Origin of the sequence: Solibacillus sp. CAU 1738 (assembly GCF_039888725.1) — a bacterium.
Classification (GTDB): domain Bacteria; phylum Bacillota; class Bacilli; order Bacillales_A; family Planococcaceae; genus Metasolibacillus.
The window spans coordinates 698363-719706 of the sequence record NZ_JBDQQN010000002.1; the positions used below are offsets into that span (position 1 = coordinate 698363).

General features: G+C 37.5%; 26 protein-coding genes and 1 pseudogene. All 27 read right to left on the reverse strand.

The annotated features are described in order from the left end of the window. Position 1: 1 nt before the first annotated feature. The 27 genes and pseudogenes from fliP to xerC all read right to left on the reverse strand — a co-directional run bounded on the left by fliP (position 2) and on the right by xerC (position 21049). Positions 2-667: a flagellar type III secretion system pore protein FliP gene (gene fliP, locus AAFN87_RS08660; RefSeq protein ID WP_347790645.1), complete on the reverse strand. Its 666-nt coding sequence runs from the start codon at positions 665-667 to the stop codon at positions 2-4. Next, positions 667-1317 (reverse strand): flagellar biosynthetic protein FliO, encoded by a 651-nt coding sequence (locus tag AAFN87_RS08665; RefSeq protein WP_347790646.1) that lies wholly within the window; start codon positions 1315-1317, stop codon positions 667-669. Before AAFN87_RS08665 ends, fliP begins: the two co-directional genes overlap by 1 nt. 4 nt (positions 1318-1321) lie before the next feature. Then, on the reverse strand, positions 1322-1684 hold the full coding sequence (locus AAFN87_RS08670; protein ID WP_347790647.1) for a response regulator: 363 nt from the start codon (positions 1682-1684) through the stop codon (positions 1322-1324). A gap of 22 nt (positions 1685-1706) precedes the next feature. After that, positions 1707-2939 carry a flagellar motor switch phosphatase FliY gene (fliY, locus tag AAFN87_RS08675; protein WP_347790648.1) on the reverse strand — a complete coding sequence of 411 codons (1233 nt, stop codon included), beginning with the start codon at positions 2937-2939 and terminating at the stop codon, positions 1707-1709. Beyond that, on the reverse strand, positions 2932-3927 hold the full coding sequence (gene fliM, locus AAFN87_RS08680; RefSeq protein WP_347790649.1) for a flagellar motor switch protein FliM: 996 nt from the start codon (positions 3925-3927) through the stop codon (positions 2932-2934). The genes fliY and fliM overlap by 8 nt, the downstream gene beginning before the upstream one ends. 30 nt (positions 3928-3957) lie before the next feature. Continuing rightward, positions 3958-4383 carry a flagellar basal body-associated protein FliL gene (gene fliL / locus AAFN87_RS08685; protein WP_347790650.1) on the reverse strand — a complete coding sequence of 142 codons (426 nt, stop codon included), beginning with the start codon at positions 4381-4383 and terminating at the stop codon, positions 3958-3960. Beyond that, on the reverse strand, positions 4370-4594 hold the full coding sequence (locus tag AAFN87_RS08690) for a flagellar FlbD family protein (protein WP_347790651.1): 225 nt from the start codon (positions 4592-4594) through the stop codon (positions 4370-4372). Before AAFN87_RS08690 ends, fliL begins: the two co-directional genes overlap by 14 nt. A 72-nt stretch (positions 4595-4666) precedes the next feature. After that, positions 4667-5650, reverse strand: a complete 984-nt coding sequence (locus AAFN87_RS08695; protein ID WP_347790652.1) for a flagellar hook-basal body complex protein — start codon at positions 5648-5650, stop codon at positions 4667-4669. Between the two features lie 109 nt (positions 5651-5759). Further along, the gene (locus AAFN87_RS08700) at positions 5760-6131 is read right to left on the reverse strand and encodes a TIGR02530 family flagellar biosynthesis protein (protein ID WP_347790653.1); all 372 of its coding nucleotides are present in this window, start codon (positions 6129-6131) and stop codon (positions 5760-5762) included. Between the two features lie 12 nt (positions 6132-6143). Then, on the reverse strand, positions 6144-6845 hold the full coding sequence (gene flgD / locus AAFN87_RS08705) for a flagellar hook assembly protein FlgD (RefSeq protein WP_347790654.1): 702 nt from the start codon (positions 6843-6845) through the stop codon (positions 6144-6146). A 4-nt stretch (positions 6846-6849) separates the two neighbouring features. Then, on the reverse strand, positions 6850-8073 hold the full coding sequence (locus AAFN87_RS08710) for a flagellar hook-length control protein FliK (protein WP_347790655.1): 1224 nt from the start codon (positions 8071-8073) through the stop codon (positions 6850-6852). Between the two features lie 19 nt (positions 8074-8092). After that, positions 8093-8695, reverse strand: a complete 603-nt coding sequence (locus tag AAFN87_RS08715) for a MotE family protein (protein WP_347790656.1) — start codon at positions 8693-8695, stop codon at positions 8093-8095. Positions 8696-8699: 4 nt separating this feature from the next. Continuing rightward, entirely contained in the window at positions 8700-9149 is a 450-nt protein-coding gene (fliJ, locus tag AAFN87_RS08720) for a flagellar export protein FliJ (protein WP_347790657.1), read from the reverse strand. Then, the gene (gene fliI, locus AAFN87_RS08725) at positions 9146-10474 is read right to left on the reverse strand and encodes a flagellar protein export ATPase FliI (protein ID WP_347790658.1); all 1329 of its coding nucleotides are present in this window, start codon (positions 10472-10474) and stop codon (positions 9146-9148) included. Before fliI ends, fliJ begins: the two co-directional genes overlap by 4 nt. Positions 10475-10479: 5 nt before the next feature. Next, positions 10480-11274, reverse strand: a complete 795-nt coding sequence (gene fliH / locus AAFN87_RS08730) for a flagellar assembly protein FliH (protein ID WP_347790659.1) — start codon at positions 11272-11274, stop codon at positions 10480-10482. Then, positions 11267-12280, reverse strand: coding sequence for a flagellar motor switch protein FliG (gene fliG / locus AAFN87_RS08735; protein WP_347790660.1), 1014 nt, complete (start codon positions 12278-12280; stop codon positions 11267-11269). Before fliG ends, fliH begins: the two co-directional genes overlap by 8 nt. A 14-nt stretch (positions 12281-12294) precedes the next feature. Continuing rightward, a complete protein-coding gene (fliF, locus tag AAFN87_RS08740; protein ID WP_347790661.1) occupies positions 12295-13893 on the reverse strand; it encodes a flagellar basal-body MS-ring/collar protein FliF in 1599 nt (532 codons plus the stop codon). A gap of 60 nt (positions 13894-13953) precedes the next feature. After that, on the reverse strand, positions 13954-14259 hold the full coding sequence (fliE, locus tag AAFN87_RS08745) for a flagellar hook-basal body complex protein FliE (RefSeq protein ID WP_481886461.1): 306 nt from the start codon (positions 14257-14259) through the stop codon (positions 13954-13956). Positions 14260-14283: 24 nt separating this feature from the next. Then, entirely contained in the window at positions 14284-14745 is a 462-nt protein-coding gene (gene flgC / locus AAFN87_RS08750) for a flagellar basal body rod protein FlgC (RefSeq protein ID WP_347790662.1), read from the reverse strand. A 2-nt stretch (positions 14746-14747) separates the two neighbouring features. Next, entirely contained in the window at positions 14748-15140 is a 393-nt protein-coding gene (gene flgB / locus AAFN87_RS08755) for a flagellar basal body rod protein FlgB (protein ID WP_347790663.1), read from the reverse strand. 582 nt (positions 15141-15722) lie between these two features. After that, positions 15723-15860, reverse strand: a complete 138-nt coding sequence (locus tag AAFN87_RS08760) for a transposase (RefSeq protein ID WP_481886462.1) — start codon at positions 15858-15860, stop codon at positions 15723-15725. A gap of 125 nt (positions 15861-15985) precedes the next feature. After that, a pseudogene (locus AAFN87_RS08765) lies at positions 15986-16291 on the reverse strand (transposase); the annotation flags it as partial. Positions 16292-16295: 4 nt separating this feature from the next. Further along, complete coding sequence (locus AAFN87_RS20050) at positions 16296-16469, reverse strand: transposase (protein WP_481886468.1); 174 nt, start codon at positions 16467-16469, stop codon at positions 16296-16298. An 875-nt stretch (positions 16470-17344) separates the two neighbouring features. After that, the gene (gene codY, locus AAFN87_RS08770; protein ID WP_347790664.1) at positions 17345-18124 is read right to left on the reverse strand and encodes a GTP-sensing pleiotropic transcriptional regulator CodY; all 780 of its coding nucleotides are present in this window, start codon (positions 18122-18124) and stop codon (positions 17345-17347) included. A gap of 85 nt (positions 18125-18209) precedes the next feature. Beyond that, on the reverse strand, positions 18210-19595 hold the full coding sequence (hslU, locus tag AAFN87_RS08775) for an ATP-dependent protease ATPase subunit HslU (RefSeq protein ID WP_347790665.1): 1386 nt from the start codon (positions 19593-19595) through the stop codon (positions 18210-18212). Next, positions 19595-20137, reverse strand: coding sequence for an ATP-dependent protease subunit HslV (hslV, locus tag AAFN87_RS08780; RefSeq protein ID WP_347790666.1), 543 nt, complete (start codon positions 20135-20137; stop codon positions 19595-19597). The genes hslU and hslV overlap by 1 nt, the downstream gene beginning before the upstream one ends. 12 nt (positions 20138-20149) lie before the next feature. Beyond that, positions 20150-21049, reverse strand: coding sequence for a tyrosine recombinase XerC (gene xerC / locus AAFN87_RS08785; protein ID WP_347790667.1), 900 nt, complete (start codon positions 21047-21049; stop codon positions 20150-20152). Positions 21050-21344 lie beyond the last annotated feature (295 nt).

Sequence of the window (21344 nt, forward strand, 5' to 3'; positions counted from 1 at the left end):
CCTAAAAGCTTTGAAGTAAAGACTTCATTACTAAATACCAGCCGTCAACTAAGACGAATAGCAAAATTTTAAATGGTAAAGAAATCATAACAGGCGGTAACATCATCATCCCCATCGACATTAATGTACTTGCAACAACCATGTCGATAACTAAGAACGGAATGAAAATCATAAAGCCCATTTGAAATGCTGTTTTTATTTCACTTAAGGCAAAGGCAGGCACTAACATTGTTAATGGAATGTCTTCCACAGATTCTGGACGCTCTGCTTGGCTATATTCCATAAAGAGCTCTAAATCTTTTTGCCTCGTGTGCTTGGACATAAATTCTTTAAATGGAAGAGACGCCTTCTCATATGCTTCCTCAAGACCGATTTCCTCTTCAAATAAAGGTTGTAAAGCTTGTTTATTCACCTCTTGAAAAGTCGGAGCCATTATAAAGAACGTTAAAAATAGCGCTAGACCAACAATAACTTGGTTAGGTGGCATTTGCTGTGTTGCTAACGCTGTACGTGTAAACGACAATACAATAACAATACGTGCAAATGAAGTCATTAATATTAATATACTCGGTGCTAAAGACAAAACCGTCAATAATACTAATAGTTTTATAGATGTAGCAACATTAGTTGGATCAGATTCAGAAAAGATCGAGATAAAATCATTCATTATTTATCATTCTCCTTTTCTTTCCAACGTTCCAGCTCATCACTACGCTCTTTTTTTATTTCGGATAAACGTTGATCTAGCATATTTCCAAAATTTAAAGTTTGTTTTTCAACTTTTTTCGTAGACTTCTTCTTAAACAATTCTGTTATATATGGTGCAGTTCCTACACTTGTATGCTTGTCGTTGTAATATGCTAAAATTTGTTCAATTTCTGCAGGGTTCGTAATTTCTTTTATTAATTGCACGTCTTCCCCTACACCGATTACGTATAAATGATTACCAATATGTAAAAGTTGAACAGATTTTTGAGCACCAACAGATAGACCGCCAATATTTCGGACAATACTATTTTGTTGGTAGTTTAAATTGCGTTTGTTTAAAAACTTTAATACGCCTATTAATAATGCTAGTACGAAAATAAGTGCTAGCAAAATTTTTATGTATTCCCAAGGGCCCATACTGACAGATGCCGATTCAGTATTATCTGCTTCGGCATCTGTTGGGGCGCTGTTTCCGCATAAAGTTGTATCTTTAATACATTCATTAACGTAACCATTTTGGCTGGCATATGCTTCAGTCGGTACTACAACAGCAATCAATACAAGTAAGGTGAAAACTACCCATATTTGCAATGATCTTTTTACTTTCATTTTATCATCCTAAAGCTTTTTGAATTGCTTCGATTACGCGGTCTGCTTGGAATGGTTTTACGATAAAGTCTTTCGCACCTGCTTGGATGGCATCGATAACCATAGCTTGTTGTCCCATTGCAGAACACATAATAACTACGGCATTTGGATGTGTTCCTTTTATCGCTTTTAATGCTGCAATTCCATCCATTTCAGGCATCGTAATATCCATTGTTACTAAGTCCGGACGTAGCTCATTGTATTTTTCTACTGCTTGTACACCGTCAGCTGCTTCTCCTACAACTTCGAAGCCATTTTTCGTTAAAATATCTTTAATCATCATGCGCATGAAAGCAGCATCGTCAACGATTAAAATCTTTTTTGACATAGTCGATTCCTCCAATTTAAAACTATCGTAAATTATTTAAGCGATCTGCTTGGCTTAAAATATCAGTAATACGCACACCGAAGTTTTCATCAATAACGACTACTTCACCTTTAGCTATTAAACGACTATTGACTAAAATATCAACAGGCTCACCTGCTAACTTATCTAACTCAATAATAGAACCACTAGATAATTCTAAAATTTCTTTTACTGAGCGTTTTGTACGACCAAGCTCAACCGTCACTTGCAGCGGAATATCTAAAAGCATATTTAAATTACGTGCTTCTTGTTGCGTTATATTTGCTTGTTCAAAGCTTGCAAATTGTGCTTGTTGTACATTAACAGGTTGTTGCGGCATTTGATACATCGGTTGCTGGTACATTGGCTGTTGATATACAGGCTCCTGATACATCGGTTGCTGCGCCTCTTGCTGTAGTGGTTGTTGAACTGGCTGCTGTACTGACTGTTGTGTCGTCGCAGGTTGCGCTGCTGGTTGTGATTGAATAGTCGCTGGCTGTGGTGTAGATTCTACCGGTGTCGATTCATCAACTTCCCCCATTAATGACTTTACTATTTTTTTACTAAAGTTTAAAGGTAATAATTGCATTAAATTCGAATCAATCAGCTCGCCAATACGTAATCTGAACGAAACACGTACTAATAAGTCATCATCTGGTATATTATCGCGACCTTCATTTTGAGAAATATTCATTAAATCAATTGATGGTGGTGAAATATCTACCTTCTTATTAAATACAGTTGACATAGACGTTGCAGCTGAACCCATCATTTGATTCATCGCTTCTTGTACTGCACTTAGCTGAATTTCGCCTAATTCTGGTTTTGGATTTAATCCATCCCCACCTAGCATTAAGTCTGCAATTATTGCAGCATCTGATTGTTTAATAACTAACAAATTCATGCCAGATAAACCAATTGTATATTCAACTTGGACTGCAACATATGGATGCGGGAATTCCTCTTCTAAACGATTTCGATTAATCATTGAAATACTTGGCGTTGTAATATCAACTTTTTGTCCAAGTAAAGCAGAAAGTGCTGTAGCTGAGCTACCGAACGAAATATTCCCTACTTCTCCTAATGCATCTTGTTCAAGCAGACTTAGATAGTCTTCTACAATAATCTCATCTTCAATAACTGTTGCGGATTGTTCTAATACGTTGTTTCTATCCTCCAACGTCTCGCCCCTTAATAGAGCCTCAATTTCTTCTTGGGAGAGCATTTCATCACTCATCTTCGTCTCCTCCTTTCAAAGGGTCGATAATCTGGACTGCCATTTTTTTATTAAGTTTACCTGGTTGTACAGTGAACTTCGGTAAGGAACCGACTTTTAATGTTAAAGGATTGGCAAACTTTTGATCTAGTTGGATAACATCCCCTAAATGCATTGTTAAGAAATCTTCCACTGATATTTGTGTCGTACCTAGCTCAGCAATAACAGGTAACTCGGATTGTTTCACTCGTGTTTCAAGCATTTTCGATTGATCTGGAGAAAGCTCTTTCGTATTTGCCTGCATCCAGTATCGTACCGATAAGTTAGGAACGATTGGCTCAAGAACGACGTGTGGTAAACAAATATTAATCATACCTGTCGTTTCTCCGATAATTGTATTTAACGAAATAACAACAACCGTTTCATTTGGGGAAATCATTTGTAAAAATTGTGGGTTAACTTCAAGTTCAATTAACATTGGATCAATTTCGACAATGTTCTCCCACGCCTCACGTAAATTATCAAATGATCGCTCGAATAAATTCGTCATAATTTTCGTTTCAATTTCAGTTAAATTATCAACGTTACTATGACTTGCTCCGGTACCACCCATTAAACGGTCTAACATTGAATAAGCAATATTCGGGTTAATTTCCATTAAAATATTACCATCTAACGGCGGTACTTCAAATACATTTATTAATGTCATGTTCGGAATTGATCGAACAAACTCTTCAAACGGTATTTGGTCAACCGATGCCACTGTAATTTGTACATATGTTCTTAGTTGTGCTGAGAAGAATGTTGTAAGTAGTCTTGCAAAATTCTCATGTATTCGGGTCAAACTTCGGATTTGGTCTTTCGAAAAGCGAAGAGCACGTTTGAAATCATATACTTTTACTTTTCTAGTTTCCTCTTCTTTTTTCATGTCATCTGCTGACATTTCTCCAGTTGATATCGCGGATAATAGCGCATCAATCTCGGATTGGGACATTACATCTCCTGCCATTTGCCCACCTCCATTTCAAAGATGTTTCTTTTACTGAATGATGTAGGAGGTTATGTAAACTTGTTTAACCTCACCCACTTGCATTAAGTCATTAATATGAACTTTTAATGTTTTTTCAAACAATACTTTTCCTTCCTTACCTTTTAAATCTTCTTGTGTCATTTCTGATAATTCTTGAATAATTAAATTATTCACTTGGAAATCACGTTTTGCTAACTCTTCAGCCGACTTTTTGCCATTTGTTTGTATTTTTAACTGCATTTTCACAAACCGTTTGTCCGCTAAATTTGTTGTAATTTCTGGTACATCAACTGACGCTTCTAAAATCTCATCAATTGTTGGCTCTAATGTTTTCGACTCTTTCAATTGCGTAAACATTACAAAGAACACAACGCCTATTAGTGTAATAGACACTAAAATGATGAGCATGACCGTTAACATTTTATTGTTCTTCATCTTCTTCACCTCGTAGATGCGGGTTTGATAGTACTTGTATATGTTGATAAAAGGCATTAACCTTTTGTCGCACCTGTTCTTCAGTTTCTAAAACTATGAATTTACGACCAGTCGTAAGCGTAATAGTAGTGTCTGGAAAAGCTTCGACTGTTTCTATGTATAAAGCGTTTAATGAAAACACTTTGCCATTTAGGCGAGTTAGTTCAATCATTGAAATGGGGCCGGGTCTTATGAGAGCCGGCCCGACCCTCCCTTGCAATGAATTTATTTTACGAAATTAGTACTATCGTTTTAAGTTAACTAATTCTTGTAGAATTTCATCTGATGTTGTAATAATACGTGTATTTGCTTGGAAACCACGCTGCGCAACAATCATCTCGGTAAACTCTTCAGATAAGTCGACGTTAGACATTTCAAGCGCACCTGACACTGCTTTACCAATACCATTTAAGCTACCTGCTGAAAAGCCTGGTGCACCTGAGTTAGCAGATGGTTGATAATAGTTATTGCCGTCTTTTGTTAAACCTTCAGCATTTGGGAATTTTGCCATTACTAATTGCCCAGCAAATTGCAACGCCCCCTCTTTATCAACATATGTTACACGCCCATCTAGCCCAATGGACATTGATTGTGCATCCGCAGGAATATAAATACGACCACCTTGATCTACTGTAGGTGCTAATGGGTCTTCCGGATTGTAAACACTATCGTCATCTGGTACTAGTGGATCTCCATTTTCATCTTTACCTATTGGCTGATGACCAATAATATCATCCCCTTCTGGTGCACCTTCAGGAACGTCTCCTGCATCGCCATTTAGTCCAATCAAATAGTACCCGTCCGCATTCACTAAGAAGCCTTCGTTATCCATATAAAAGTTCCCAGCACGTGTATATTTAATATTATCGAAGCCACCGATAACTGGTTCCTCTTGATCATCCCCAGCACGGCCACCTACTACGAAGAAGCCATCACCTTCAATAGCGATATCTAATGTACGTCCTGTATTTTGACGTGAGCCCGAGCCATGAATTGTATCAATCGCGGCTAACGTCGAACCAAGGCCAACTTGTTTCGCATTTACACCACCAGTTGCTCCAGTTGAACCTGAAGCAGATCCAGCTGTTTGAGACATTAAATCTTTAAAAATGACGCGCCCTTTTTTGAAGCCATGTGTATTAACATTTGCGATGTTATTACCAATTACATCTAATTTAGTTTGGAAATTTTTAAGACCTGAAATACCTGAATACATAGAACGTAACATATAGTTTTGTTCTCCCTTCGTCTTGTCAAATTCGTTTACGAGTACGCAAACGTTGGTTCACACTACATCGATCAGTCTGTAGTGTTGTAGGCTTCCTATAAGGTCCAGCCTAGAGCACAATTGTTCCATCAATATTTGTAAAAAGCTGCATTTTCGCTTCTGCGCGGTCCATTGCAGTAATAACTGTCGCATTTTTCGCGCTAACAATAAGTGCTGCTTGCTCCATTAATACTAATGGTTGAGTTACACCTTTATCTCGAGCTTCAAATACTTTATTCGTTACAACTTGCCACTCAGCATCTGAAATATTAATATTGCGCTCCTGTATTCGCTCAGTTGCATGCTTACTAATTTTCAGTTCGTCTGCTTCAGTCGCCTGTTGCATATGCTCTTTAAAAGAAGTACCTTGCGATTGTTTGGTCGTATTTGTCGGTTTTAAAGGTGGATGAAACGGGATGCTCTGAATATTTATTCGGTTCATCATCACACCACCTTACTCTGTTTCTGTTTTATCATTTGGTTCTTCAGGAGTCGGTTCAGTTGGTTCTACAATTTCAAATTGATCCTTTGTTAACCGAGTACCATTATTCAACAAATATTCGATAACTCCATTTTTTGTTGTGATCGCTTCAATGATCGCTTGTACATTTTCTCCATCAATGCTGTACTGAATCTTTTGACCGATTAGTTTACTCGCCTCTGCAAACGGATTTTCAGTAGTTGCGCCACCTGAGCTCGAAGCATTACCTAAAATTGATGAAATGTTACCAGGGGTAATTTCTTTTCCATCAGCTAAAATAAAGACTACGTCACCATCAACAAATTTTAACTCACTAATTGTTCCTGTACCTTCTTTAATAACCGGATTACCTTTTTCATCTAATTCTTCTGTTAACTCATGCCATTTTACTTCTTTTCCGATGAAAGATGTATAGGACATTAATTGTGTTTGATGTTGTGATTCTAGTAGGTCCTCCATTGCTTTTGTCATGTTTTGCATTTGTTCTAGCGAAGAGAACTGGGCCATTTGAGCGATGAATTCACGATCGTCCATTGGATTAGTTGGATCTTGATTTTGTAGCTGTGTAATTAGTAGCTTTAAAAAGGCATCTTTACCAAGCTCGCTATTACCCGTTTGTTTCGTAGGCGGTGTGTAGCTTGAAAAGTAATAATCATTCGTTATTTTATTTGTCATTTAATTACACCTCCTCATTTAAAAAATCACTAAATGACTTTTCATCGTCATCCTTTTCGTCATCGTCTGTTTCCTGCTCTTCATTTGATTGTTGTTTAAAGAAATTATTGAAGAAGCTTTGATCACGCATATTTCGCTCGGCATCTTGTAATGATTGCGCAACATCAATACGCTCCATTTGAATGTTTTGTGCAACGAATGCCGTTTTCAATTGGTGCAAGTTGGAATCTAATAATTCTTTACCTGCAGTTGTTGTCGCTAATAAACGAGCTGTTAAAACGCCATCTCTCTGCATAATTTCAATACGAATTGAGCCTAAATTTTCAGGATATAACTTCAGCATTAACTTCATCGTGCCTTGCGTATTGGACATTTGGCTACGATTTATTAAGTTTTGAATTTCCTTTAAAAGCGCTTCAGATTGTGCAGGACGCTCTGCTGGCAACGTTAATGTAACCGTTTTGGTCGGTGTTGTTAACTGTTGGTGCTGGGTTGCGTTTATTTGCGTTGTATCCACTTCTTGTTTTACAGTTTGTTGAACAATTTGTTGTACAACTTGCTGGATCACTGGTGTTTTCGGCGCTTCTTGTTGTAGCAATTGTTGAACTTGAGTCATTATTTGTTGAAACGACTCTTTAAGCTGTGGCAATTGCATTTCTTGGTTATACATACTATCCGTTTTTGAGCCGACTAATTGTGCTAGCTTTAAAAATTCCACTATTTTTTCTGCATCTTGTGGTGGTACTTGATGTTCACCTTGGAGGGCTGCCATCACCTGCGCTAAAAGATTTGGTGCTTGCTCGATCATTGCCCACACATCATCTGTTTGAAGTTCTTCACCTAGTAGCTCTTCTACAATAGCCATTAGATCTTCTACGTCCATGCCTAGTGCTGCTGCTAAATCCTCTGTGTTCATCATTTCATCCACTGCTACTGCATTTCCATTAATTTCTACGAAAAATACTGCTTCATCATGTGGGATTTGTAGTACATCTAGTAATTCTTCTAATGAATCTGCTGACAACACTGCTTCAACTGATTCCGCATTAGACGTTTGCGTATCTTGTTGCTGTACCGGCTTATTTTTAGATGCTATTACTTCGCTGAATACTGCACCAAATTTCTCATTTTTCGCATTCGATGTTTGAGTCGTTTGCGTATTTTGAGTAGCTGTTTGTTTTTGTACACCCACTTTTGGAGCTAGTTGTTGCATCATAGCGATATTCATTGTTTCACCTCCTTTTATATTAATTTTTAGCTAATAATTCTGTATATCTAGCAGCATCTGTTGGACTCATTTTCGTAAAAATAGCTGATAATGTATCTGGTTTCATACTAGACAAAATACGCAAAGCTTCATCATCACTCATTTTAACTAAGATCGGTGCAGCTGTTTTAGCTGGCATTTTTTCAAATGTAGATAAGATATCTTTAAAGTCTTTTGTTGTTTGTTCTTGATCACGCTTCAATTTTTCTATTTCAAAAAGCAGTCGTTCTTGCTCCGCTAACAGCGCTTCTACTTCTTCATTTGAAGAACTAATTTTCGTTTGTAATTGAGAAATTTCCGCTTCTTTTTCTTGTATTTGAGCTTGTAAGGTAACGACCTTTTGCTCATTCAAAGAACTATCTTCAATAATCTCTGTATCATTAGATTGTAAAAATGGCACTTTATCTTTAATACCATCTGCAAATTGGAATACATTTGTATTTGTAAACTGAGCTATTATTAAGAAAATAGTAAGCGTAAACAACAGAGGAATTAGTACCCAAAAAAATAATTTTTGAAAAATACCAGGCCCCTTTTCTGAAGTCTCTTCAATATTTATATTTTCTACCTTATTTTTTACCATGAAATCACCTGATTTCTCTCTTGTTGTACGCAATTGTTGAGAGTTCATCTAAACGTATTGCTTCGATGCGATTTTGTTCATTTTTAAACATATCAAAATCTTTTTCTCGCATTTTTTCGAATTTACGTACTTCCAAGTTTTTTTCTAATAGTTTTTGTTCGTGCCAGTTCATTTTCGACCGGGCTTGTACAACTTTATTTTGCACATCCGCTATTGTCTTTTCCATACTATCTATGAAACTAGCATAATGGCTAATTTCATCAATAGAAGAGCCTACTTTAAGGCGCTCTTGCTGGAATTCAATTATTTCCTCTTTTTTCTTTAGCAATTCATAAAGTTTCGTTGCTATTTCTTCAAAAGCGCGCACAGATTCTTTATATGCTATTTCCGATTCCGACTTTTCTTGTTCACGCACTGTCAATATTTTTTCGAATCGATATGTGTACTGTGTCACGACCCTGCACCACCATTTGCTAATGTGATGAGTTCATTTGCAGTTTGCTCTAATGATACATTGTCTTTATAACTTTGCTTTAAAAACGCAGTAATAAGTGGCTCATACTGAATAGCTTCATCAATTTCGCGTGATGTTCCACGCTTGTATGCACCTATATTAATCAAGTCCTCTGATTTCGCATATGTATAATAAAGCTCCCTTAATCGTTCAGCAGCTTTTACATGCTCTGGCTCTGCGATATGGTTCATTAATCGACTAACACTTTTTAATACGTTAATTGCAGGATATTGTCCTTTATTAGCAAGTGTACGATCTAAAACAATATGTCCATCTAAAATACCTCGTACTGTGTCGGCAATTGGCTCATTCATATCATCACCGTCTACAAGCACGGTGTAAAAGGCAGTAATTGTACCATTTAAGTTCGTACCTGTTCGCTCTAATAGAGTAGGTAAAATAGCGAATACTGAAGGTGTATATCCTCTTGTTGCTGGTGGTTCTCCGACAGCTAAACCCACTTCTCGTTGCGCCATCGCAACACGCGTTACTGAGTCCATCATCAACATGACATTCATTCCACGATCGCGAAAATATTCTGCAATCGCAGTTGCCGTAAACGCTGCTTTAATTCGCATAAGTGCGGGCTGATCACTCGTTGCTGCAATAACAATAGAACGACTTAACCCTTCTGGCCCTAAATCACGCTCGATAAACTCTCGAACTTCACGACCACGCTCTCCAACTAGTGCAATAACATTTAAGTCTGCTTCGGTATTGCGTGCAATCATACCAAGTAAAGTACTTTTACCAACTCCCGAACCGGCAAAAATCCCAACACGTTGCCCCATACCGACCGTTAGCATGCCATCAATTGCTTTCACGCCTACTTCTATTTTTTCATTAATTGGAGGACGAGTCATCGGGTTCGGTGGATCTTGCTCAGTTTGTACCGATACTAGCCCTTTCGGTAAAGAGTAGCCATCATAAGGATTCCCCATTGAATCGAGTACTTTTCCTATTAACTCCGGTCCTACTTTCACTTCCAAAGGCTTACCAGTTCCTTCAACTAAACAGCCTATTGAAATTTCACGTAAAGACGAAAAAGGCATTAATACAACAATCTCATCTTTAAAGCCTACTACTTCAGCTAAAATCGTTTGTTGGCCATTTTGTACTGTATTGACATGAATTTTACAAACATCACCGATTGAACTTTCCGGACCTTGCGACTCAATCATTAAGCCTACTACTCTCGTTACGCGTCCAAATTTTTTAAACGTATTTAGAGTTGGAATTTTCCCGATTAATTGAGCCGTTTTCATCCGTATCATTCCCTGCTTTCTAAAATTTCATTAAGTTTTAAACGAAGCTCATTTAATTGCTCATCTATCGTTAATACTATTCGCCCATGATTCGTTTCAATGTAACTTTCTGTCTGATGCAAATCTTCATTTACAAAAAATAGTAAAGGTACATTCGGAGGGAACATTTCTGCTAACTCATCACGATTTTTCGTTACATTCTCATAGTATTGAGGAGAAACATATACTTTTACTTCTTTCATTTCACGCGCTTCTTTTAAACCACGTTTCACAATTCCAGTAAACATTTCATCATCTCGATCTAGCGTTACATCAAGTATGCGCTCTGCAGCTGTTAAAGCTAACTCTAAAATAACAAACTCTTGGTCTTCGATATATTTGCGTGCATTTTCTGCGGAATGGACTACTGTTTCATTCGCCACTTTTAGAGCCTCTGCCATCGCAGCATTTGCTTTTTGTATCCCTTCCTCATAACCACTAGCAAAACCTTCGTCATATGCTTGTTGCTGTAGGAAGAGTTTCTCTTCTTCCCAAGTTAATTTTAGTTGCTCTATTGCATCAAGCTGCTCATTACGAAATTGCTCGAATTGCTCACGCTCTTGCGCAATTTGTTGTTGCGCTTCTGCTAAATATTTATCTCGCTCAGCAACAATTTCTTCAATAGTCAATTGCGGTTGTTCTGAAACTTGCTCACTCAGCTCTTGACCAAAAATTGGTTGGAACATATCTTTTATTTCGATTTTCACCACTTTTTCTTCATCAAGTGGCGCTGCTTGCATAGAGCGGATGATTCTAGACAATTACGTCATCTCCTCCACCACGAGCAATAATGATCTCACCCGCATCTTCTAATCGGCGGATAACTGCAACAATTCGTGATTGCGCCTCTTCAACATCGCGTAAACGAACTGGTCCCATGATTTCCATTTCTTCCTTAAATGTATCTGCCATCCGTTGTGACATATTACGGAAAATAATATCTTTTACTTCATCTGATGATACTTTCATCGACAATAATAAATCTTCATTTTCACAGTCGCGAATAACTCGCTGAATGGAACGATTATCCAACGTAACGATATCTTCGAATACGAACATGCGCTTTTTGATTTCTTCAGCAAGCTCTGGATCTTGAATTTCAAGCGCATCGAGAATCGTCTTTTCTGTTTGACGGTCAACTCCGTTAAGTACTTCAACTACTGCATCTACGCCACCTGTTTCAGTGTAATCTTGCGTAACTGTAGAAGAAAGCTTACGTTCTAAAACTGATTCAATTTCACTAATAACTTCTGGTGATGTTGAATCCATTACTGCAATACGTTTAGCTATATCTGCTTGAACTTCTTGCGGTAATGAAGAAAGTATAACCCCCGCTTGACCCGGTTCTAAATAAGAGAGAATTAGGGCAATTGTTTGCGGATGTTCATTTTGAATAAAGTTAAAAATTTGCGCTGGGTCAGCCTTTCGCGCAAAGTCGAATGGACGGACTTGCAGTGAAGATGTTAAGCGATTTAAAATAGCTTGCGCCTGATCTGCACCTAATGCTTTTTCTAGTACAGTCTTCGCATAACCGATTCCGCCTTGTGTAATATAATCTTGCGCTAATGCAATATTATGGAATTCCTCGATAATATCTTCTTTCACATTAGCCTCTACTTTTTTAACACCTGAAATTTCTAAAGTTAATCTTTCAATTTCTTCTTCATTTAAATGTTTATATACAGAAGCCGAAACTTCTGGTCCTAGAGATATTAATAGTAGGGCAGCTTTTTGCTTTCCTGTTAGTTCTTTATCTTTCTTGGACACAGCCGAACCTCCTATTAGTCTTCAGCAATCCAGCTACGTAGCAATTTCGCAAAATCATCTGGCTTATCTTTCGCCATTTTTTCTAGTTGCTTACGGCGTATTGTTGCTTCTGTTTCTTTTTCTTCAGCAATATCTTCTACGATTAATTCTTGTTGTTGTTCAATAATGCTTAATTCTTCCTCTTGTTGTTGACGCTTACGTGAACGTAAAATAAAGAATACTAATAAAGCAATGGCCACTACTAAAATGCCACCGATTACCCAAACCCACCAAGGAATAGCAGTAGGTTTAGCTGAATCAGCAACTTCTTTTCCGTAGAATGGTTGTACAGATACAACCACTTTTTCATTAATTTCTTCTTCTGTTAAATTCCCTGCTGCTTCTTTATCAATAGAAGTTCGTACAATTGTTGCTAATATTTGCTCGATATCTGCACGAACACTTTCCGGAAGAGATTCGGCATTAGCAGGCTCTGGTGGTTCAACCATTACTTGAATACCGATATCTCGAATTTTGTAAGGACTTTCTTGAATATCACGACGAATACGGTTGACATCATTATTAATTGTTTCTTCAACTCGCTCATATTCTCCGTCACCAGTTGTACCTTCTTTGTAATCTGTATAATTATCTGTTACCTCTCCTGCTTCAGGTGTTCCTGAAGCGGCGGCAGCACCTGAACCTGCATATGATTCAGTAATACGTTGGACACTAATTGCAAGTCCTTCTATATTTTCCTCATCTACAGGCTTCACTAAGTTTTCTTCGCGGTTTTCTTGCTTAAAGTCGATATCTGTTGTTACAGAGACAACAACTTTATCATCGCCCATTAATGTACCAAGCATAGTTTGCACTTGGCGTTGTAGATCGCGTTCAATCGTTTTCTTTACATTCATTTGACCATCGATAGTACCAACTGAGTTACCGTTATTTGTCGCAGAATCTAAATCAAAATCGTCTGCATATTGGTTAGATATTTTGATATTTTCCATACTTAAATTCGGTACACTTTTTGCTACTAAGTTGTAAAGCGTTTTAATTTGTTGATCAGTAAATTGGTGTCCTGGCTCTGTATTTAAGATGATCGCTACAGATGATTCACCTTTAGCATCCTTCAAAAATACGCCTTCTTCAGGCAAGTTAATCATAACTTTTGCATCCTGCACACCTTGGATCGTCTTAATCAGATTTGCTAATTCTGTTTGTGTTGCAGCAAGTTTAATTACATTAAATTCATTATCAGTCATTCCGAAACCAGCGTTTTGCGTAAAGAACGAGTTATTAATCGCACCTGATTCGGGATAGCCTTGCGCAGCTAATGAAACAGTTAATGCATCCACTTGGTCTTCCGGTACTAAAATATTATTACCACCTGGCGCAATTTCGTATGTAGTGCCTTGTGCTTTTAGGACATCAGCAATTTTCCCTACTTCAGTAGGTGTGATTTCCGTAAATAGCGGCACCATCGTTGTGCGGGTAGAAAAGTATGTAAGAACACCTGCTAAAGCTAATACAGCTACAAGTGTACCAATTATTGCGCCTTTTTGATTTTTTGTACGACTCGACCAAAAATTAGTCGAATCGGTTTTTACTTTCGTCAGTCGTTCATTCATTATGTATCCTCCGGTATTAGTGAATGCTTCAACAATATCCGATCCGCTTTAACCGATTAATTATACACTCATTCGCATAATTTCTTGGTAGGCTTCCACTGCCTTATTACGAATTTCCATCGTTGCATTTAACGTAATACTTGCTTTTTGTGCTGTAATCATTACGTCATGTAGATCAACATCTCCGCCATTGATTAATTTTTCTGTTTTAATATCTGATTGGATTTGTTGTGCATTAACTTCTGAAATTGCATTTTTTAATGATTGAGCAAAGCTTTGTTGTGCCTCATATGGTGTTGCAGAATGTTTGTTCGTTTCATTCACTGTTGTTGGTGGAGTCATCATCGAAACTGAATTTATTACCAAAGTCCTTCATCCTTTCTATATGTATTATTTACCAATTTCTAATGCTTTTGTTAACATCGATTTATTCGCATTAAAAACCGTTACATTCGCTTCATATGACCGCGTAGCAGAAATTAAATCTACCATTTCTTTCAATGGGTCAACATTTGCCATACGAACATATCCATCTTCATTAGCATCTACATGTGTTGGATCATAAACAAGTTTAAACGGTGTTTCCGTATCTTCATTAATTTTTGATACTTTCACACCGTTTCCTACTCCATGTTTTGATGTTTTCCCCATTGCTACATTTAAAAAATTTGAAAATTGTCCTTCTTGAGCAGTTAAAGTTACCGATTTTCGTCGATATGGCTCCCATTCTCCATTTACTTGTTTTGCACGAGTAGTATCAACATTCGCCATGTTTGAAGAAATAACATCCATTCGCAAACGTTGCGCCGTTAAAGCTGATGCAGTCGTATTCATACTATGGAATATCGTCAACGTTATTTCCCTCCTTTAATTACTGTATTCAATGAATTTAACTTCCCATTAACTCGATCAATTAATGCATTGTAATAGATTGTATTTTCAGCTAAACTCGCTTGCTCTGCATCCATATTGACACCATTGCCATTATGACGCGCGCGGAAATTTTCGTAGCTATATACACCCGGCTTCGATTGTTTAATAGAAAAATCAAAATGTCTTACATCATTACGATTCGCCGTAATCGATGACTGTTGTGCATCATTTAACATTTGTTTAAAGCTTACATCCTTAGCTTTGTAGTTTGGTGTGTCAACATTCGCAATATTATTTGCAATTGTTTTATTTTTTAATGTTGCATAGGAAAGTCCATTTTCCAGGCTACTAATAGTTCCACCAAATAAGTCCAAACCATTCACCTCTTTTATGTAAAATACTGTTACTTCCAGAATTATTTCAATAGTTTAATTGTAATTAATATAATCCAGAGTGTCTATTGTCTTTTGTCGTATTTTAATAGTATATAGGTACTATTTTTCTTGTTAAAATTACGATATTATTCAAATTCCCCGTTCCTCAACTATTAATCGACATTATTCGACAATTATTCTGGAATAGTTTTCCGGTATTTTAGAATCATTATTAGGAAAGTATCATTAAAATGTAATCTTTTTCCGCCAACTACTAATAACCGAATAAATTTTCTTAATAAAAAGGTTATAATTCAAATGTTGGGGTGTAGTGAATAATCTCACTGCACTCTTTCTTGCGAAAGAGGTTGATTTCCGCTCAGGGCAGCACGCTTTTCGCGGGCACGGCTCCAACTAAATTGTTTCGGATGGAACCGAAACAATTTGATTTTCCGCCCGTGCGACTGTCGCTGTGCTTTCGCCGCAGAAAACATTGTGACTTCCGCTATGCTTTCATCACAGATAGTAATTTGCTGTTCCCGCAGAAGTCGGCTGCCCTTCGCTCCAATCAACGTAATCTGTCTAACCAAGATACACTCCTACATTTTTATATACATAATTCAATAATATCTTTGCTTTAAAATGCTCATACTTTCGAAAACCATAAGCGTTTCTTTTTATGACTTTAGAAGTATTATTAATCCCTTCTAAAAAAACCATTCGAAACCGAACGCATAGCTATTCAGAATTTCAACTTGCCAATTATTAAACGTTTTGATTGCTTTTAAAAATGCCGGATTTTAGTTTCTCTACCTTACGGTAAAAAGCTTCTAAACCAGCTTTCACTACAGAAATGTTCTGTTCTTCTTTCGCACTCTCTTGCATTTCTTATACAGTTCTTTTAATTCATACGCTTCTTTTAATTCTGGTGACATGTTGATGTATCGGTTTAAATACCAGCGTTCTTTCGGTGTTAAAGCCTCAGATGATTTGTGTAATATGTAACGCATTCTTTTCGCTTTTTTGCGATCATATGCATGCCATTCTTTCTGCACTTTACGACGTACTTCATCCACTGCCCAGTGAATGTAGCGACAGTAATGAAAGCGATCAGCGACAATAACTGGTCGATTCAATGCCTTTTTCACAGCTTCCTTAAAGGCTTGGGTTCATGTCCATTACGACAATTTCTACATTGGCTCCATTCTCTTGTAAATGCTGCTTAATGGTTTCTTTACGACGGTTCCGCAAAATATCAATTGGCGCATGAGTTCCGGCATCGGCAATGATCAACTGCAATAGCGCGTGGTAACTGAACGCCGCTTGGATGTATTGTCGCCAACTGTTTAAAGCGACGAATCACTGTTGTAGAAGAAGTGTCCAGTACTTCACCGGCTTCTTTAAATGTTTTCGCTTTTACTGAACGAATTCGAACAACCTGATTCCATTCCTTAGAAAAAAGCTTATAGCGGTCTATAAAAGTAGTGTTCTCAGAAAAACGTTTGCCACTAGTACAGGCATACGACGACGCTTATAAAATAAAATCGTAAGGCGTTCAAACTATTTTAGGAGCTTAATTTTCTGTATCCGATATTCATGTATTTTACTTGTTTTTTTGGCAACATGCCGGATAAGTGCATTCCTTTTTTGTAAAAACGGTTCCCCACAAAATTAGGGGTGACAGTTTATAATGTGAGTATTGATTGGAGTGGAGGTTGGGCGAGTGTAGCTGTCGGCTATGCCTTTCGCTACAGAGCAAAGCTTCCTGGGGGATTAGCGTGAAATAGGAACGAAGGCTAAAATCGTCACATCGTGTGACAACGCCTTCGTGACCAACGTCATGTTGGCCTGAAGCGGCTCATCAGACGCCCCCCGGAAAGCGCTCAACTGCTCCTGTCGCAAATAAATTTGGAACGGAAATCAACCCCAAGTTAAAGTGATGAACGAGAAATGTACAGAACGATGCGTTCCTTCTATTCCTCTATCTGATCAATGATGACATCTTTTAATCCTGGGATATTCATGTTAATATCCATATAGCACAACTCACCTTTTTATCTCTTGTTTCTCGACAATTCAAGTATATAAAAAAGAGTGAGCTTGTGCTTTTTTTTGTGAAATCGTGCGAATACCCCCAACAAATATTATAGAACCATAAAAAAATAGGTCTCATCTTTCAAAGACGAAACCTAAATCTTTATTTATTATTTCATTTTAATTTCTGCTAAAGCTGCTAAAAATTTATCATTAAGAACCTTAATATAAGTACCCTTCATACCTAAAGAACGTGATTCAATTACACCAGCAGATTCAAGTTTACGTAAAGCATTTACAATAACTGAGCGTGTGATTCCTACGCGATCAGCAATTTTAGATGCAACTAATAACCCTTCGTTACCATCTAATTCTTCAAAGATGTGCTCAATCGCTTCTAATTCAGAGTAAGATAATGAATTAATCGCCATTTGTACAACAGCTTTTGAACGTGCTTCTTCTTCAATTTCCTCTGATTTTTCACGTAGTATTTCCATACCTACTACTGTAGCTCCATATTCAGCTAAAATTAAATCGTCATCTTTGAATTCATCGTTAATACGGGCAAGGATTAATGTACCTAGTCGCTCACCACCACCAATAATCGGTACAATTGTAGTTAAGCCTGAAGCAAATAAATCTTTGTTCTCTACTGGGAACGCTGTATATTCACTATGAACATCGATATTCTGAGACGTTTCCGTTACATTGAATAATTTATTTGTATACTCTTCAGGGAATTGGCGCTCTTCGAACATTTTTTTCATACGGTCATTTTCAATTTGTTGATGAATCGAAAATCCTAAAAGTTTACCTTTACGACTTACGATAAAAACGTTGGAATCAATAATATCCCCTAAAGTATCGGCCATTTCTTTAAAGTTTACTGGTTTACCTGCCGATGCTTGAAGCATGGCGTTAATTTTACGTGTTTTTGCTAATAAATTCATTTATATGATCCTCCTACAGGCTGTTTCGATATTTACTTAATATTCTAAAGGTTTTTATAATTTATATACACTAATTCGGCTCCGATTATAAGATAAATTGTGACAAATCTTTATTCTTAACAATGGACCCTAGTTTTTGTTCGACATACGCAGGGGTAATGTCGATATGCGCCGGAGCAATTTCCGGTGCCTCAAATGAAAGCTCCTCAAGTAAACGTTCTAGTATCGTATGCAGACGTCTCGCACCAATATTGTCCGTTTCTTGATTTACCTCAGTCGCAATTTCTGCTATTCGATCAATCGCTTCATGAGTAAAGTTGATTGTGATCCCTTCTGTTTCGAGAAGAGCTTTATATTGCAAAATAAGTGATTGATCCGGCTCTTGTAAAATACGTACGAAATCAGCTTTCGTTAATTTTTCAAGTTCGACACGAATCGGGAAACGACCTTGCAATTCAGGAATTAAATCACTCGGCTTCGAAATATGAAAAGCACCCGCGGCGATAAATAGCATATAATCAGTTTTTACTGGTCCATACTTCGTTGTCACAGTAGAGCCTTCAACGATCGGTAAAATATCACGTTGAACCCCTTCGCGAGATACACCAGCTGAAGAGTCGTTATTCTTACTTGCAATCTTATCGATTTCATCAATAAAAATAATACCGGATTGCTCTGCTCGTGTTATTGCCTCTGCAGCCAACTGCTCCGTATCAATTAATTTATTCGCTTCTTCGATTATCAAAATACGACGCGCATCTTTTACTTGAACTTTACGTTTTTTCGTTTTCTTTGGCATTAAGTTCGAGAACATCTCTTGCATACCACTTGCTTGCATATCCATACCTGGCATGTCAAGCATCGGCGTATTTTGCTCTGTTACTTCTACAGTTACCCATTGCTCTTCAAGCTTCCCTGCTTTTAAATCTGCAGCAATTTGCGCACGTCTGGAACGGATTTCTGCTTCCTCTGCTGTATTTTCTTGCTGCGGTTGCTCCTGTTTTTGCCCAAAAAGCATTTCGAAAGGGTTTTGTTGCATTTTCGCTTTTAGCTTCGATGGGGCAAGTAACTTTACAATCGCTTCATTTGCAAGCTTTTCGGCTTCAGGTTGCACAGTCGCCATCATCTCTTCTTTCACAAGTCGACGTGATGCTTCTACTAAATCACGTACCATCGACTCGACGTCACGCCCTACATACCCTACTTCTGTAAACTTCGTTGCTTCTACTTTAATGAACGGTGCATGTGTTAATTTTGCAATCCGACGAGCAATTTCGGTTTTACCAACACCAGTTGGCCCAATCATTAAAATGTTTTTCGGTATTACTTCATTTTTCATTTCATCACTTAATAGCGAACGACGATAACGGTTGCGCAGCGCTACTGCTACCGCTCGTTTGGCATCATTTTGCCCAACAATAAAGCGATTTAAGTGTTCTGAAATTTGTCTTGGCGTTAAATTATGTGTCATTATAGCGCCTCCACGATAATATTATGGTTTGTAAATACACAAATATCCGCTGCTGTAGTTAATGCAGCTTCTGCAATTTCTGTCGCGGTTAAATGCTCACCTGCATGTCTTTTTAATGCACGGCCTGCTGAAAGTGCATAATTACCACCTGAGCCGATTGCTAAAATGCCATCGTCTGGTTCGATTACTTCTCCAGTACCTGAAACGAGTAGTAATGTTGTTTTATCCATCACAAGAAGCATCGCCTCTAATTGGCGCAGCATTTTGTCACCGCGCCACTGTTTAGCAACTTCAACAGCAGCCCGTTGTAAATTCCCATTGTACTCATTTAACTTTGATTCAAACATTTCAAATAATGTAAACGCATCAGCTACTGATCCCGCAAATCCTGCTAATACTTTGCCATTAAACAGACGTCTGACCTTCCTTGCCGTATGTTTCATAACAACCGCATTGCCAAGTGTTACTTGACCATCGCCAGCCATTGCGCAGCCTCCGTTATGGTGAATAGCAAAAATCGTCGTTGCATGTATTTGCCCCATACGTTTTCCTCCTTAAGCTCTTGGATGAGCATTCATATACGTATTCCGAAGATGTTCCTTTGTCACATGCGTATACACTTGTGTTGAAGAAAGATGCGCATGCCCTAGTAATTCCTGAACTGTACGCATATCCGCCCCGTTATTCAACAAATGTGTCGCAAAAGTATGACGTAACATATGCGGATAAATTTTCATATGCAAACTTGCTGCTTCAATCATCTCACTTAATATATGACGTACTCCTCTTGGCGTAAGTTCGCCACCGCGCATATTCACAAAAACAAATTGATGTTCTGTTTTCTTCATTAAACGCGGACGTGCTTCATCTATATATTTCGTTAAAGCTTGGTGGGCAAACTCACCGAAAGGAATTATCCGCTCTTTCCGACCTTTCCCCATGACACGCAGTATTGAATAATGAAAATCAATATGAGATAGCTCTAGCGACGTACATTCACTAACACGCATACCTGTTGCATATAACAATTCGAGGAGAGCCATATTTCGTAGTGCTTTAATATCATTCCCTGCATTCGCTTCAAAAAGACGCGCAAGCTCTTCTTCATAAAAAAAACTTGGAAGTCGCTCCTCTTTTTTAGGATGATACAAAGACCTAAATGGCGCGTCGTCAAACTCAAATTCCCTATTTAAAAATCGAAAAAAAGATCGTATCGATGAAATTTTTCTTGATATCGATGTTCTTGCTTTTTTTTCATCATAAAGTTTCGTTACGTACAATCGGGCATGAATATATTCGACATCACGTAAATCCTCAATACCTTCTATTTTCAAGAACATTAAAAATTGACGAATATCCGATTCATATTCACGCACTGTATGTAATGAGAAATTTTTCTCAAGTTGCACATAACGAATAAACTGTTCTAACGTATCGTAAGGTTGATTTATCAATATGACGCTACCTCCCTCAACAGGCAATGAAAAGAAATCGCTTTTGTATTAGTCATATATAGCAATTATTAAAACACAGGCTATATAGTAAAAAAACAGTTTGCACAAAAGTTATATACTGCACAATAAAACATACATACTGACACTATACCTATACAAGAAATTTATCAAGTAAAATATGTGTTAATATTAAAAAAGTTGTTTTTCTTCAATGAACATGTGGTATAATATCCTTTTTTTGAACAAAGAGATAAAAAAATCCTGTTAAAACGAAATAGAAAAGCCTCTAAAATTA

Excerpts from the sequence above, each read along its gene's own strand:
- fliP (WP_347790645.1), bottom strand. The coding sequence starts at position 667 with ATGAATGATTTTATCTCGATCTTTTCTGAATCTGATCCAACTAATGTT.
- AAFN87_RS08665 (WP_347790646.1), bottom strand. The coding sequence starts at position 1,317 with ATGAAAGTAAAAAGATCATTGCAAATATGGGTAGTTTTCACCTTACTT.
- AAFN87_RS08670 (WP_347790647.1), bottom strand. The coding sequence starts at position 1,684 with ATGTCAAAAAAGATTTTAATCGTTGACGATGCTGCTTTCATGCGCATG.
- fliY (WP_347790648.1), bottom strand. The coding sequence starts at position 2,939 with ATGAGTGATGAAATGCTCTCCCAAGAAGAAATTGAGGCTCTATTAAGG.
- fliM (WP_347790649.1), bottom strand. The coding sequence starts at position 3,927 with ATGGCAGGAGATGTAATGTCCCAATCCGAGATTGATGCGCTATTATCC.
- fliL (WP_347790650.1), bottom strand. The coding sequence starts at position 4,383 with ATGAAGAACAATAAAATGTTAACGGTCATGCTCATCATTTTAGTGTCT.
- AAFN87_RS08690 (WP_347790651.1), bottom strand. The coding sequence starts at position 4,594 with ATGATTGAACTAACTCGCCTAAATGGCAAAGTGTTTTCATTAAACGCT.
- AAFN87_RS08695 (WP_347790652.1), bottom strand. The coding sequence starts at position 5,650 with ATGTTACGTTCTATGTATTCAGGTATTTCAGGTCTTAAAAATTTCCAA.
- AAFN87_RS08700 (WP_347790653.1), bottom strand. The coding sequence starts at position 6,131 with ATGAACCGAATAAATATTCAGAGCATCCCGTTTCATCCACCTTTAAAA.
- flgD (WP_347790654.1), bottom strand. The coding sequence starts at position 6,845 with ATGACAAATAAAATAACGAATGATTATTACTTTTCAAGCTACACACCG.
- AAFN87_RS08710 (WP_347790655.1), bottom strand. The coding sequence starts at position 8,073 with ATGAATATCGCTATGATGCAACAACTAGCTCCAAAAGTGGGTGTACAA.
- AAFN87_RS08715 (WP_347790656.1), bottom strand. The coding sequence starts at position 8,695 with ATGGTAAAAAATAAGGTAGAAAATATAAATATTGAAGAGACTTCAGAA.
- fliI (WP_347790658.1), bottom strand. The coding sequence starts at position 10,474 with ATGAAAACGGCTCAATTAATCGGGAAAATTCCAACTCTAAATACGTTT.
- fliF (WP_347790661.1), bottom strand. The coding sequence starts at position 13,893 with ATGAATGAACGACTGACGAAAGTAAAAACCGATTCGACTAATTTTTGG.
- AAFN87_RS08760 (WP_481886462.1), bottom strand. The coding sequence starts at position 15,860 with ATGGTTTTTTTAGAAGGGATTAATAATACTTCTAAAGTCATAAAAAGA.
- codY (WP_347790664.1), bottom strand. The coding sequence starts at position 18,124 with ATGAATTTATTAGCAAAAACACGTAAAATTAACGCCATGCTTCAAGCA.
- hslU (WP_347790665.1), bottom strand. The coding sequence starts at position 19,595 with ATGACACATAATTTAACGCCAAGACAAATTTCAGAACACTTAAATCGC.
- hslV (WP_347790666.1), bottom strand. The coding sequence starts at position 20,137 with ATGGGGCAAATACATGCAACGACGATTTTTGCTATTCACCATAACGGA.